At 58.9% G+C, this 13310-nt stretch carries 8 protein-coding genes and 5 pseudogenes; 7 read left to right on the forward strand and 6 right to left on the reverse strand.

The features are described from left to right. Nucleotides 1-24 precede the first annotated feature (24 nt). Nucleotides 25-1254, forward strand: a complete 1230-nt coding sequence (locus tag PSH57_RS17315) for an MFS transporter (RefSeq protein ID WP_305384398.1) — start codon at nucleotides 25-27, stop codon at nucleotides 1252-1254. Next, entirely contained in the window at nucleotides 1247-2878 is a 1632-nt protein-coding gene (locus PSH57_RS17320) for an ATP-binding cassette domain-containing protein (protein ID WP_305384400.1), read from the forward strand. Before PSH57_RS17315 ends, PSH57_RS17320 begins: the two co-directional genes overlap by 8 nt. Before the next feature lie 202 nt (nucleotides 2879-3080). Here the strand turns inward: PSH57_RS17320 and PSH57_RS17325 are convergent. Then, nucleotides 3081-3463, reverse strand: a pseudogene (locus tag PSH57_RS17325) (Y-family DNA polymerase); the annotation flags it as partial. Beyond that, nucleotides 3456-3655 (reverse strand): annotated as a pseudogene (locus PSH57_RS17330) (LexA family protein); the annotation flags it as partial. The pseudogenes PSH57_RS17330 and PSH57_RS17325, both read right to left, overlap by 8 nt. Before the next feature lie 218 nt (nucleotides 3656-3873). Between PSH57_RS17330 and PSH57_RS17335 the strand changes: the two are divergent. Both PSH57_RS17335 and PSH57_RS17340 read left to right on the forward strand, forming a co-directional pair. Then, nucleotides 3874-4791: pseudogene (locus tag PSH57_RS17335) on the forward strand (Mu transposase domain-containing protein); the annotation flags it as partial. A gap of 75 nt (nucleotides 4792-4866) precedes the next feature. Further along, nucleotides 4867-5043: pseudogene (locus PSH57_RS17340) on the forward strand (ATP-binding protein); the annotation flags it as partial. Nucleotides 5044-5235: 192 nt separating this feature from the next. Here PSH57_RS17340 and PSH57_RS17345 read toward each other — a convergent pair. After that, the gene (locus tag PSH57_RS17345) at nucleotides 5236-5805 is read right to left on the reverse strand and encodes a DJ-1/PfpI family protein (RefSeq protein WP_305384402.1); all 570 of its coding nucleotides are present in this window, start codon (nucleotides 5803-5805) and stop codon (nucleotides 5236-5238) included. A gap of 140 nt (nucleotides 5806-5945) precedes the next feature. Between PSH57_RS17345 and PSH57_RS17350 the strand changes: the two are divergent. Then, nucleotides 5946-7371: pseudogene (locus PSH57_RS17350) on the forward strand (IS1182 family transposase). A gap of 232 nt (nucleotides 7372-7603) precedes the next feature. Here PSH57_RS17350 and PSH57_RS17355 read toward each other — a convergent pair. After that, nucleotides 7604-8179 carry a TetR/AcrR family transcriptional regulator gene (locus tag PSH57_RS17355; RefSeq protein WP_305384405.1) on the reverse strand — a complete coding sequence of 192 codons (576 nt, stop codon included), beginning with the start codon at nucleotides 8177-8179 and terminating at the stop codon, nucleotides 7604-7606. Nucleotides 8180-8442: 263 nt separating this feature from the next. Between PSH57_RS17355 and PSH57_RS17360 the strand changes: the two genes are divergently transcribed. Both PSH57_RS17360 and PSH57_RS17365 read left to right on the forward strand, forming a co-directional pair. Continuing rightward, on the forward strand, nucleotides 8443-9231 hold the full coding sequence (locus PSH57_RS17360; RefSeq protein WP_305384407.1) for an SDR family NAD(P)-dependent oxidoreductase: 789 nt from the start codon (nucleotides 8443-8445) through the stop codon (nucleotides 9229-9231). A gap of 59 nt (nucleotides 9232-9290) precedes the next feature. Then, entirely contained in the window at nucleotides 9291-10289 is a 999-nt protein-coding gene (locus PSH57_RS17365; RefSeq protein WP_305384409.1) for an NADP-dependent oxidoreductase, read from the forward strand. A gap of 109 nt (nucleotides 10290-10398) precedes the next feature. Here PSH57_RS17365 and PSH57_RS17370 read toward each other — a convergent pair whose 3' ends face one another. Both PSH57_RS17370 and PSH57_RS17375 read right to left on the reverse strand, forming a co-directional pair. Continuing rightward, nucleotides 10399-11295, reverse strand: a complete 897-nt coding sequence (locus PSH57_RS17370) for a serine hydrolase domain-containing protein (RefSeq protein ID WP_305384411.1) — start codon at nucleotides 11293-11295, stop codon at nucleotides 10399-10401. Between the two features lie 87 nt (nucleotides 11296-11382). Continuing rightward, nucleotides 11383-13236, reverse strand: a complete 1854-nt coding sequence (locus PSH57_RS17375; RefSeq protein ID WP_305384413.1) for an ABC transporter ATP-binding protein — start codon at nucleotides 13234-13236, stop codon at nucleotides 11383-11385. Between the last annotated feature and the right edge of the window lie 74 nt (nucleotides 13237-13310).

The raw sequence follows: 13310 nt of genomic DNA on the forward strand, positions 1-13310 counted from the left end.
CACCTTGTTCGCACGGAGCCAGCCATGACCGCCGTTCTCTCGCAGACACACGCCACTGCCAAGGCCACGCCCTTGATCCTGCTGCTGATCATTTTCATCGACGGCCTGGGCACGGCATTGCTGCTGCCGATGCTACCGATGCTGCTCGACCCCGGCGACCCTGCTGGGGTGGTTTTCACCAGCACACCGACTGCCGCTCGGACCGCCTGGCTCTACGGCGTGCTGTTGGCAGGCTACGCCTTTGCGATGATGGTGGGCGCGCCTCTGCTGGGTGCGCTTTCAGACCGCATCGGGCGGCGCCCAACGCTTCTGCTTGCGGTGGCAGGGTCGGTCGCCGGGTATGCCCTGAGCACTTGGGCGGTGAGCCTGGGCAGCGTGGGCTTGCTGATCGCCGGACGCTTGCTGGGAGGCACCTTCGCCGGTAGCGTCCCGGTGGCACAGGCCATGTTGGTCCAGACCCCCGACAGCGCAATGAAACGCATTGGCTGGGTAATGTTTGCCATGACTGCGGGTTTTTTCGCCGGTCCCGCGCTCACCGGCATCCTGCTGGCAGGTCATACGCCGGGAGCAAGCCTGCTCCTGCCTTTGCAGGTCGCGCTGACGCTCAGCGTGCTGTGCCTGCTGATGGCCTTCTTGCTGCCCTCTACCCCAGCTCCGGCGGCAACAACGGGCCCATCGCTGATCAGGCAGGTCTTGAACGGTTTTACCTCGCCAGCCACGCGCAGACCATTGCTTGCACTGCTCTGGCTGCAAATTGGCTGGAACCTCTTCTACCAGTACCTGCCCTGGATGCTCGCGCGCCAGAGCCAGACCGTAGGCAGCATCAGCCTACTGCTGACAGTGGTCGGGATCGGCATGTGCATCGCCTTCATCTGGGTAGCCGGAGCCTTGCAAACCCGGTATCCAGCGCCACGGATCGCACGCGCTGCCATCCCCACGCTGGTGGTAAGCTGCGCACTGCTCGCGGCCACGCTCGACAACTCGCTTGCCCTGGTTTTCGGTGCGCTTGCCGCGATCGCCTATGGGGTGGCCTACACTGCCTTGATCGGGCATGCCCTGGCATGCGAGCAGGCAAGCCTGCGTGGCACGGTACTGGGCATCGCCGCTTCACTGGCTGCCGGCGCCGCAGCCGTCACGGCGTTGCTGGGCGGGGTAATCGGCGTCTGGGGCAACCTGCTGCTGGCCTCGCTGAGCGTGGGTGCGCTGGTCCTGAGCTGGGTCATCCTGGGTTCGGGAAAAGATCGAGATGAGTAGCGACAACGCCACCTTGATCCTCAAGAACCTGACCTTGCGCCTGCCAGACGGCAGGCCGCTGTTCTCGGGGCTCAACGCAACGTTCTCCAGGCAGTTCACCGGCATCGTCGGGCCCAATGGTAGCGGCAAATCGATGTTGGCGCAGATCATGGCGGGTCGCCTAGCCGCGAGCGAAGGCAGCGTCCAGTGTGATAGCAGTGTCGGTTATTTGCCGCAATGGCTCGGGCCCATCAGCGGCACCGTTGCCGACCTGCTGGGGGTACATAGCGCTTTGCAGGCCCTGGCCGAGGTCGAGGCGGGCGCCTGCGACCCGGCGCTGTACGACCTGATCGACGACCGCTGGAACCTGCCGGGCGATATCTATGCCTGTCTGACGCGCCTGGGTCTGGCCCATCTGCCGCTTGATCGCGCGAGCGAGGCCTTGAGCGGAGGCGAGACTGTACGCCTGATGCTCGCCGGTCTGCGCCTTGGCGGAGCGCGGATATTGATACTCGACGAGCCCACCAACCATCTGGATCGCCAGGCCCGCGAGCAGTTGAGCAAAGAGCTGCGCCAGAGCAAGGAAACCCGCATTGTCATCTCCCACGACCGGGCGCTGCTGGAACATGCCGATCGTATCCTCGAGCTTCGCAGCGACGCTCTGGTTCAATACAGCGGCGGCTACAGCAGCTATCGCGAGCAGCGCCAGGCCGAGCAGGACAACGCCCAGGCTGCACTGGTCAGGGCACGCGCGGCACGCGACAGAGTCGAGCAGCAGATCGCCATGGCCCGCCAGCGCGAGGTGCAAAGTGCCAGTCATGGTCGCAAGGTGGCGCGTGCCACCGGTACCCCAGCCATCGTCGCCAATGCGCAGGCAGAGCGCGCCGAACAGCACAGCGGCCATCAGCGCATCCAGCAGGCGCGCCTGAGCCAAATGGCGCGCGAGCGGGTCGACCAGGCCAGTGCGAACGTCGAGCCGGTACGCTCAAGCCAACTGCTCGCACCTACCGGCCTGGTCGCCAATGCGACCCAGATGGTCACGCTCGAACACTGCGAGCTCCCCTACGGTCCCTCCGACAGCCGCTTCATCGATCTCACCCTGCACGGCCCGATGCGAGTCGCGGTGATCGGGCCGAACGGCTGCGGAAAATCAACCCTGCTGAAGGTGATAGCCGGGCAACTGGCGCCTGCCAGCGGCATCGCCCGGCATGTCTTACGCACTCGCCTGATCGACCAGCACGCTGAAACCTTCGACCCCGAGCACAGTATCGAGCAGGTACTGCGCAATGAGCTGGGCACTGTCGAGGAGGGCCGCTTTCGCCAGGTCTTCGCCAACGCCGGGCTCGACGCTCGGCAGATGGCTACGCCATTCGGTCGGCTCAGTGGTGGCGAGCGCCTGCGCGCAGCGCTCGCCTGGCTGGCAGGCGGCCCCGAACAGACGCAACTATTGCTGCTCGACGAAGTGAACAACCATCTCGACATCGCGGCCTTGGAAGCAGTCGAGCAGTTGCTCAGACAATTCAGGGGCGCGCTCATCGTGAGTGCTCACGACCCTGATTTTCTGCAGGCCTTGGAATTGACGCACCAGATGATCTGGCAACCAACGGGTTGGCGCTACGAGCCGTGGGATGGTGGCGGGCGGTGAATAGCGGAGACCGTATTACAATTCCGGGCATCGAAAGGTAAGAGACCTCCGAATCTGCAGCCCGGCACTTCAAGGCATCGTGAGCAAGGAACTATATCCTATGCCCGCTTCAGACAGCTTCGCTGTTGTTGGACTTGGCAAGCAAGGCTAGGCAGGCCACATTGATGATAAAGAATGCAGCTTGGAGCAAGCGGTTGATGCTCTGGCAGGAGCTCCTGCGACCCAGCGCGTCCAGACCATCAATGCCAGTCAGATCAGCAAAAGCTTCATTGATGCTGTAAACCTCAACCGCCGGCACCATCGACTCAATGCGCGTCATGACCCGCTCACTCATATCGCCATAAAGCGCGAGTTCGATGAGAACGGAACAATGCCGTGCTTTTGCAGCTTGTGCTTGATCTGGAAGTACGGCTCCCCCATCTTCACGTAGGGCTTGGCATCGTAACTGCGGGCGATCACACAGCCATCGTTGTTGCTCAGCACCACGATGGGCACCCGGGCCAGGTCTGGACGAAATACACGTTCGCAACTGGCGTAGAAGCTGTTGCAATCGATCAGGGCGAACACCGGCTGGACTTTAGACATGGCTGCGCACGCTGCAGGTGATTACCCCACAAATGACCAACTCGCCCCCTCGAGCACGTACCTCGGTGGGTACTTTGGGTTCTCCGACAGGAGAATCACCTCCCTTCCCCGCAGGCACAGCCGCTTGCAAACAGGTTCGTTGTTCAACAGCGCCACAACGATGTGCCCGTGCACCGGCTCCAATGCCTGATCCTGCCTCAGCACACAAATTTCAGGTAAAAAAAAGCCACTCATCTGAGTGGCTTTTTTCTGAATCTTGGAGCGGGAAACGAGACTCGTATCTGGCGTCCGACTCATTGAAATATAAGGGGTTTATTTTCCTACCGAAGAAGGAAAAGACTTGATTCTGGACTTGTTTTCAGAGCGTATCAAGAGCAAAAAAAATGGAGTAATTCCAAGGTACATCGCAGATCCTGATACCGGATAATCTGCGCAGCGGCGTCACCAAAGCGCATCGCTACGAGCCCGACATCAACCCCAGTTACCGCGACCTGGCCGAGCATTACAGCGTGGCCGTGCTGCCTGCCAGATCTCGCAAGCCTCGGGACAAAGCCAAGGTCGAAGTCGGCGTGCAAGTGGTCGAGCGCTGGATCCTAGCGGTGCTGCGCAACCGCCAGTTCTTCTCGCTGGGCGAACTCAACACAGCCATCGGACTGCTGCTGGATCGCCTCAATCAGAAGCCCTTCAAGAAGCTGCCCGGCTCACGCCGGTCGGTCTTCGAGGCCATCGACCAACCCGCGCTGCAATCGCTGCCAGAGCATCCTTATGTCTACGCCGAATGGAAAAAAGTGCGGGTACACATCGACTACCACGTCGAGGTCGACGGCCATTACTACTCCGTGCCGTACCAACTGGTGAAACACCAACTCGAAGTACGCCTGACCGCACAGACCGTCGAGTGCTTCCACGCCAACCAGCGCGTGGCCAGCCATCTGCGCTCGCCACATAAAGGCCGCCACACCACTCAAACCGAGCACATGCCCAAGAGCCACCGCGAACATGCCGAGTGGACGCCGCAGCGACTGATCCGCTGGGCAGAGCAGACAGGCCCGAATACGGCCGGCGTCATCGCCTACATCCTCGAACGCCGAACCCACCCGCAGCATGGCTTCCGCGCCTGCCTGGGCATCCTGCGCCTGAGCAAACAGCACGGCGAAGAGCGGCTGGAAGCCGCTTGCCAGCGTGCGCTGGCACTGGGCGCGTGCAGCTACAAAAGCCTCGAATCGATCCTGCGCCAAGGACTGGAACGGCTACCGCTGGCCCAGCAAAACCTGCCGTTATTGCCCGAAGAACACATCAACCTGCGCGGCCCTGGCTACTACCACTGACCTGAAAAAGGAGCACCAACATGCTGCCCAACCCGACACTCGACAAGCTACAAACCCTGCGCCTGCACGGCATGATCAAGGCGCTTGACCAGCCAGATGCCGGTGGACAAATGGCATGCGCTGATCGGTGATCCGACCTTAGGCGATGCGATCCTCGACCGGCTGGTGCACAACGCTTACCGGATCGAACTTAAGGGCGAATCGATGCGCAGGCGCGCAACGAAATTGACGACGGCAGGGACTTCAGACTAACAATGCAAACCTGCGTCGCTGCGCCCCGACTGCCTGTCCGAATGAGCGTGGAACGAGTGTCCGGATGTTCGTGGGCTGAGTGTCCGGATGGCGTGGAATCCGCCCCCCCTAGCAACCATGACTGACAGTGAGCAGCCAAGAGTGGCCACTCGAACACATCATCTGGATCGGTTGTTTTGTATGACGAAGCGATCACCGATGTTCCGCTGCCAACATTGACCTGAACTGAGAAATGATCTCCGAAGATAGCCCGGCATCTTTGAACACTGCGCAGGTGAAGCTAACGGGTGCAGGGCCTGGAGCAGTTATGATGCGGTCTGCAACCACAGCTACCGGACTATTTCGATAAAGCGTACGCCCTTCATAACCTACGGCATTTTGTTTTAAGAAGTCAGCGCTGTTCGAGGTATGAGGAACCGTGTCGAGAAGCCCGGCCCTAGCAAGTGCCAGCGTTCCCCCACAGATACCGGCAATTGTCGCTCCACTTGAACGACTAGCATGAAGAAAGTCTCGAATATCCGGTGCTTCTGCACTTTCCCAGATCATTCCTCCAATGACGACAACAACGTCCGGTTTCCAGTCCAGACATTGTTGCAAACTGCTATCGACAGTTACAGTCAATCCACCCTGCGAGCGGAACTGCCCCGTAGCAGAAGCGAAAAACCTGACGTCGATCCCGTAAAACGGAGACGCAGTTCCAGCAATGAAAGCGTATTCCCAATCCGCAAAACCGGGTGTCAGTATCAATCCCACGCGTGCCATCAGTCAGATTCCTCCATGAATGCCAATAACATATGGCGACAACACACATACATCAAGGGCTGCTTTGGGTCCAGAGTGTGTAAAAACGCTTTCGCAAACCCTTGCTATGATTTCTGAGGATTTCATCGCAGGGACCGCCCATGAAGCGCTTTATCCAAGGTGAACATCGAGGCCAAGGTACCTTCCTTCCGGAGAGCCTCGACGATTACGTCAGCGATACCAATCCGGTGCGCGTAGTCGACGTCTTTGTCGACGAACTCGACCTGGTCAAACTGGGTTTCGAGGGCGCCATACCGGCTGATACTGGCCGGCCGGCTTACCATCCCGCGATCCTGCTGAAGATCTACATCTACGGCTATCTAAACCGCATTCCATCGAGCCGGCGTCTTGAACGAGAAGCCCAACGCAACGTCGAGCTGATGTGGCTGACCGGGCGTTTGATACCCGATTTCAAGACCATCGCCAACTTCCGAAAAGACAACAGCAAAGCCATCCGAGGCGTCTGCCGCCAATTCGTGGTGCTGTGCCAGCAACTGGGACTGTTCGGAGAAAATCTGGTCGCCATCGACGGCAGTAAATTCAAGGCCGTCAACAACCGCGATCGCAATTTCACCAGCGCCAAGCTGAAGCGGCGGATGGAAGAAATTGAATCGGGTATCAATCGGTACCTGACTGCGCTCGACGAAGCCGATCGGCAAGAACCCTCGATCGCTCAGCCCAAGGCTGCCCGTCTGCAAGAGAAAATCGACAAGCTCAAAGCTCAGATGAAAGAGTTACAGGTCATTGAAACTCAGCTCAACGACGGATAAACAGGTCTCACTGACCGATCCCGACGCCCGTTCCATGATGACGCGCGGCACTGGAATCGTCGGTTACAACGTGCAGACAGCGGTCGATACCCAGCACCATTTGATCGTTGCCCATGAGGTTACCAACGTCGGTTCCGACCGTGATCAACTCAGCGCGATGGCCAAGCAGGCCCGCGAAGCGATGGCGTCAGAAACGCTTTCGGTAGTGGCTGACCGAGGTTACTTCAAAAGCGAAGAAATCCTGGCTTGCCACGATGCAGGCATCACCGCCTATGTGCCCAAGCCGATGACCTCTGGAGCCAAAGCAGACGGGCGTTTCAATAACGATGCCTTCATCTATGACGCGGCAAAAAACGAATACATTTGCCCGGCTGGAGAGGCCCTGATCTGGCGCTATACCAACGTTGAAAAAGGCCTGGCGTTGCACCGTTACTGGAGTTCGAAATGCCGGGGTTGCGCAATGAAACCGCAGTGCACACCGAGCACGGAACGGCGGGTTCGACGCTGGGAGCATGAAGCCGTCCTGGAGGAAATGCAGAACAGGCTGAGCAACGCGCCGGAAATGATGCGGATCCGAAAACGGACTGTTGAGCATCCCTTCGGGACGCTCAAACAATGGATGGGTGCAACGCACTTCCTCACGCGAAAGCTCAACGGGGTCAGTGCAGAGATGAGTCTGAACGTGCTCGCCTACAATTTGAAAAGGGTCATGAAAATCATCGGCACCGCTGATTTGATGAAAGCGTTAGCGGCGTAAAAACCGCTCTTTTTGCCCCGCCCAAAGGACTTTAAGAGGCTGCTGAGTCGTTTTGACTGCTTCTGGAAGCGTCGTGATGTTGATCAGTTTGCGAAACGAAAGCACGGGCTGCTGACGTCGATACAGAAAACTCAATCTGACGTTTTTACACACTCTGGGCCGAAAACGGTCGTTTATGAATGTCTATTTCTGGCCGAAAGCAGGCATCCGTCCATCTCTTCTACGTCTGAATCTACGATCGAATAGATAGTGACGCAGTCATTTGCGCATGACACACCGCCAGAATTTCATCGGCCAGCGCCGAGTCGTCAGGACAGGCGCGCGATAGCATGATCGCGCCGACCGCGCGCGCCAGCAGGTCGATCATTTTCTCCCTCGCCTCACCCGGCGCCGCATCCGGCCCGGTCGGGTATTTTTCGCCGAGTGTTTGCAGCATGCGCTCGATGCCTTCAGCGAATGCCGACTTCAAATCGCTCGACTGACGTGCCGCGTCACCGCACAACGCCGCCATGGTGCAGCCTGTGGCGCGACCGTCGCGATGGTCCCGTGACACATACACATCAATGAAGTCCTTCACGCTCAATGCTTCGGCGCCGATCAGTGACTGCTCAAGACTTTTCGCCGAGGCTTCGGCCATCAGGTCAGCCTTCGAACCGAAATGTTTGTAGAAACCGCCATGGGTGAAACCGGCGGCGGCCATCAGGTCGGCCACGCCGACCCCGTCAAAACCGCGCTCGCGAAATACGACTGAGGCTGTTTCGACGATGTGCTCCCGATTTGCCTGGGCCTGGGCCTTGGTCACTCGCATGTTTGGATACCTCGTTACCGCTGGAAATTCATCGACTGATCATACATTGATGTTGATCATAATCAAAACCGTTGACAGCTTAGATTTCGATCATCATCATAATCTCCAGCGACCTGACCAGTTACCAACGGACACGGAACAACCCCCATGAGCGACCTGAATCTGTTTACCGCCTATACCCTTGGCCCAGGCACTGGCTGATCGAGCCTGATTTTTTCTCGTGCCTCAATCCCAACCCACGTTTCTGATAAAGAGCTGACATCATGACTACTCGCCCTACCGTTCTCATCACTGGCGCCTCCACCGGCATTGGCGCGGTTTACGCCGAGCGTTTCGCCCAACGCGGGCATGATCTGGTACTGGTCGCTCGTGATCACTTGCGCCTGGAAACGCTCGCCGCAAAGTTGCGTGGCGAGCACAACGTCACCGTTGAAGTGCTTCAGGCCGACCTGACTCAACTCGGCGACCTGCACAGCGTCGAAGCGCGCCTGCGGGATGATGCGCGCATCGGCATCCTCGTCAACAATGCTGGCGCGGCACAGTCCGGCACCTTCATCGAGCAAAGCACCGACAGCGTTGCGCAACTGGTGGCCCTCAACACCACTGCGCTGGTGCGGCTCGCCAGCGCCATCGCGCCACGCCTGGCCAAAGCAGGTGAAGGCGCGATCATCAACATCGGCTCGGTGGTGGGCCTGGCGCCCGAATTCGGCATGTCGGTCTATGGTGCAACCAAGGCGTTCGTACTGTTCCTGTCCCAAGGACTGAGCCTGGAACTGTCGCCTCAGGGTGTTTATGTGCAAGCCGTACTGCCGGCCGCCACTCGCACAGAAATCTGGGACCGCGCCGGTATCGACATCAACACCTTGAGCGAAATCATGGAAGTGGGTGACCTGGTCGACGCCGCCCTGGTGGGCTTCGACCGTCGCGAACCGGTGACCATTCCTCCACTGCAAGAAGGCGAGCGTTGGGATGCCCTGCAAGCGGCGCGTCAGGGTCTGCTTTCGCAAATCAAGCAGTCCGCTGTGGCGCAGCGCTATCTGACTCAAGGCTGATCCATGTCGACAGGTCGACCTCGCCCCACTCTCATTCCACCGCCAGGAGCAGCTGCAACATGAAGGCATTTTTTATCGACCGCTACGGCAAGCAGAACGGAATGATTGGCGAGGTGCCCGACCCTGCGGTCGGTGTGCATGACGTTCTGGTTCAGGTGCATGCAACGAGCGTGAACCCACTGGACTCGAAGATCAGAACGGGGGAATTCAAACTGATCCTGCCCTACGCATTTCCATTGGTGTTGGGCAATGACCTGGCCGGAGTGGTGGTTCGCACGGGTTCGGCGGTGAAGCGGTTCAAGCCAGGAGACGAAGTCTATGCACGTCCTCCAGAGGCACGGATCGGGACGTTTGCTGAACTGATCGCCGTGAACGAAAACGCGCTCGCGCTGAAACCCTCGAATCTCGATATGGCCGAAGCGGCTGCCATCCCCTTGGTGGGTTTGACGGCCTGGCAGGCGCTGGTTGAGACCGCCCAGGTGAAAAAAGGCCAGAAGGTGTTGATTCATGCCGGATCCGGCGGCGTCGGCACGCTTGCTATTCAGCTCGCCAAACACCTCGGCGCCTTCGTTGCGACCACCACCAGCACGGCGAATGTCGAATGGGTGAAAGCACTCGGGGCGGATGTGGTCATCGATTACAAACAGCAGGATTTTGCAAACGAATTGCGCGATTTCGACGTGGTGTTGAACAGTCTCGGCGCCGATGTACTGGAGAAATCGATCAAGGTGCTCAAGCCTGGCGGACAGCTCATTTCCCTTTCAGGGCCACCGACCGCGCAATTTGCCCAAGAGCAAGGCCTGTCCTGGGTGCTGGGGCAAATCATGCGCCTGCTGAGCAGCGGTATTCGCAGAAAAGCCCGCAGACATGGGGTGAGCTATGCATTTTTGTTTATGCGTGCCAACGGGACACAACTGCAGAAAATCACCTCGCTTATCGAGGCTGGCGTCATCAAACCGGTCATCGATCGTTCCTTCCCTTTTGCATCGACCGCAGAGGCGCTGCGGTACGTCGAGCAGGGCAGATCAAAAGGCAAAGTCACCGTAACAATCAAATAGGCGCACTACAAAAAAATGTCAGTAGATGGCTTGCGCCGCTGATTTCGACGTAACGGCTTGACGCCGCAGGCAGGCGTTCGGCCAATCACGAGAGCGAAGCCAAAAACATTTAACTGCCTTCAGCCCCCTGCCCCAGAACTTGCAGCATCTGTCCAACAACAAAGGTTTCGACCGCACCTTGACTGGCCCCCCTCTCAAAAGCGGCGCAACAAACCGATGCGCCGCCGTCGCAGATACGGTAAACGGCAATGACACTGCCAGGCCCGCCGCCTGTGTGTCCGCAGAGGGAAAACCCACCGTCAATCGCCCCCTGCATCACACCCAGGCCATAGCCCGGGGTGATCCATGGGCGTCCGGGAATCGGGCCGCCCAATGCTCGAGCTGCCTGCATTTGCTGGAGCAAGTCCTTGGAGAGAAGATCGGCAGAAAGGAGTCGATCCAGCAATAGCGCTGCTTGCGAAACCGGGCCGATCAGCAAGCCATGATAGACCCAGGCGGGGTCATAATTTGAGGCACTTCCAAGATGGGTCGTTCGTAGGTCTGCTCGCGTTTTAGCGAAGCGAACGTTCGACAGGCCCAGAGGGGTTAGTGCGCGTTGACTCACTGCATCATCAAGCGTCAGATCAGTCAGCTGTTCAATAAGCCTGCCGATGAGCAAGTAGCCCACATTCGAGTAGCGCCAAGCGGTGCCGGGGGTGTATCGAAGTCGAGCACCGTCAAGGCGTTGCATCATTTCATCGGCCGACCAGGCGGATTCATTGTTCGTAACGGCGGCGTGATATTCCGCAAGCTCGCCATAATCAGCGAGACCCGCCTCATGCCGCAGCAGCTGGCGTAGCGTGAACGGCTGATCAGCAATGGGGTCGTCCAACCCAATCAGCCCATCACGCACCAACGACAGAGCCGTCGCGGCCAGGACTGTTTTGGTAAAACTCCACCAGGGGACCATCAGTTCTGATCGGTCAGGCGTTCGTGGTTGACCATTTGATATGAGTGAACTGAGCATTGGCTTCCCTGGAATGTTTGGCGGATCGACAAGATATCTCAATGGCCAGCCCGAACAGTGATCGCTCCAGACTGTTGCTCCTCATGCCTACTCCACAGCCTCAGCCACGCCCTGATCCTCCCCCAGAAATCCGCCACTCTGGTGATGCCACAGTCGCGCATAGGTGCCGTTTTTCCCGAGCAATTCGGCGTGGGTGCCTTGTTCGATGATGCGTCCATCATCCATGACAATGAGCCTGTCCATCGCTGCAATCGTGGACAGCCGATGGGCGATGGCGATCACGGTCTTGCCCTGCATCATTTCATCGAGGCTTTCCTGGATGGCTACTTCGACCTCTGAATCCAGCGCGCTGGTGGCCTCGTCAAGCAGCAGGATCGGGGCATTTTTGAGCATCACCCGGGCAATCGCAACGCGTTGACGCTGACCGCCCGAAAGCTTGATACCCCGCTCGCCCACCAAGGTGTCGTAGCCGCTGTGGCCTTGCTTGTCGCTCAGTTGGCTGATGAACCCATCGGCTTGGGCACTTGCCGCGGCGCTGCGGATTTGCTCATCGGTGGCGTCGGGGCGCCCATAGGCGATGTTGTCGCGAATGGAGCGGTGCAACAGGGAAGTATCCTGAGTGACCATCCCGATGGCGCTGCGCAGACTGTCTTGGGTGACGTGCGCGATGTTCTGCCCGTCGATGCGAATCTCTCCCTTGTCCACGTCGTAAAAGCGCAGCAGCAGGTTGATCAGCGTGGATTTACCGGCACCGGAGCGGCCCACCAGCCCGATCTTTTCGCCCGGGCGAATGCTCAGGCTCAGGCCGTCGAGCACCTGGCGTTCGCCGTTATAATTGAAGCTCACATTGTCGAAGGTCACCGCGCCGCCAGTGGTGACCAGCTCGCCAGCGTCTGGCGCATCCTGCACCTTGGGGCCACGGGCCAGGGTCGCCATACCATCCTGCACGGTGCCGATGCTCTCGAACAGCGAGGTCATTTGCCACATGATCCAGTGCGACATGCCATTGATGCGCAACGCCATGGCAGTAATCGCCGCCACGGCACCCGCGCCCACTTCGCCTTGGTGCCATAGCCATAGGGCATAACCGCCGGCCCCCATGATCAACCCGACCACCAGTACCTGATTGACGATTTCGAATTGGCTGACCAGGCGCATCTGGCGAAAACCGGTTTGCTTGAAATCCTCCATGGCTGCGCGCGCGAAGTGTGCTTCACGTTTGGAGTGGGAGAACAGCTTCACCGTGGTGATGTTGGTGTAGGCATCTGAGATACGCCCGGTCATTGATGACCGCGCATGGGCCTGCTCTTGCCCTACTTTCTCAAGGCGGGGCACGAAGTAGCGCATGGCAAGACCGAACAACGCCACCCAGGCAATGAAAGGCAGCATCAGCTTCAGATCGAAGCCGCCGGCCAGCGCGATGATCGCGATGAAGTACACCCCGATCCCCGGAGCGATCTCGATAATGGTGAATAGCACCTCGCGCACCGACAGCGCCGTCTGCATCACCTTGGTGGTGACCCGGCCGGAGAATTCATCGGAAAAAAACGAAAGGCTTTGTCGCAGCATCAGCCGATGAAAATCCCAGCGCAGCCGCAACGGCAGGTTGATCGCCAATATTTGGTGCTGCACCATCGTGCGCAACGCTACCAGCCCAATGCTGGTCACCAGCACCACGCCGATGCCCCACAGCACTCGACTTTCCTGGCTGACCGCATCGCCGCCTGCCTGCCAGATCGATAGCATGTCCACGACCTGCCCGAGAAAAGAAAACAGCCAGGCTTCGTAAATCGATACAGCGGCACTGAGCAGCGCAAGCGCGAGAATATAACCGCGGGCGCCCCGGGTGCAGGCCCACAGGAACCGCGCCAGACCGTCAGGTGGTGGCGGTGCCTCGTCGGGTGGAAAAGGGTCGAGCCGTTGTTCAAATACGCGAAGCATCGTGATCTCCAAAACGATCTAGTAAAGAGATTCTGGCATTTAAAGGTTGCTTTGAGGGGGTCGGATGGAGGAAA

The organism is Pseudomonas hefeiensis, assembly GCF_030687835.1.
Classification (GTDB): domain Bacteria; phylum Pseudomonadota; class Gammaproteobacteria; order Pseudomonadales; family Pseudomonadaceae; genus Aquipseudomonas; species Aquipseudomonas hefeiensis.

Excerpts from the sequence above, each read along its gene's own strand:
- PSH57_RS17315 (WP_305384398.1), top strand. The coding sequence starts at position 25 with ATGACCGCCGTTCTCTCGCAGACACACGCCACTGCCAAGGCCACGCCC.
- PSH57_RS17320 (WP_305384400.1), top strand. The coding sequence starts at position 1,247 with ATGAGTAGCGACAACGCCACCTTGATCCTCAAGAACCTGACCTTGCGC.
- PSH57_RS17345 (WP_305384402.1), bottom strand. The coding sequence starts at position 5,805 with ATGGCACGCGTGGGATTGATACTGACACCCGGTTTTGCGGATTGGGAA.
- PSH57_RS17355 (WP_305384405.1), bottom strand. The coding sequence starts at position 8,179 with ATGCGAGTGACCAAGGCCCAGGCCCAGGCAAATCGGGAGCACATCGTC.
- PSH57_RS17360 (WP_305384407.1), top strand. The coding sequence starts at position 8,443 with ATGACTACTCGCCCTACCGTTCTCATCACTGGCGCCTCCACCGGCATT.
- PSH57_RS17365 (WP_305384409.1), top strand. The coding sequence starts at position 9,291 with ATGAAGGCATTTTTTATCGACCGCTACGGCAAGCAGAACGGAATGATT.
- PSH57_RS17370 (WP_305384411.1), bottom strand. The coding sequence starts at position 11,295 with ATGCTCAGTTCACTCATATCAAATGGTCAACCACGAACGCCTGACCGA.
- PSH57_RS17375 (WP_305384413.1), bottom strand. The coding sequence starts at position 13,236 with ATGCTTCGCGTATTTGAACAACGGCTCGACCCTTTTCCACCCGACGAG.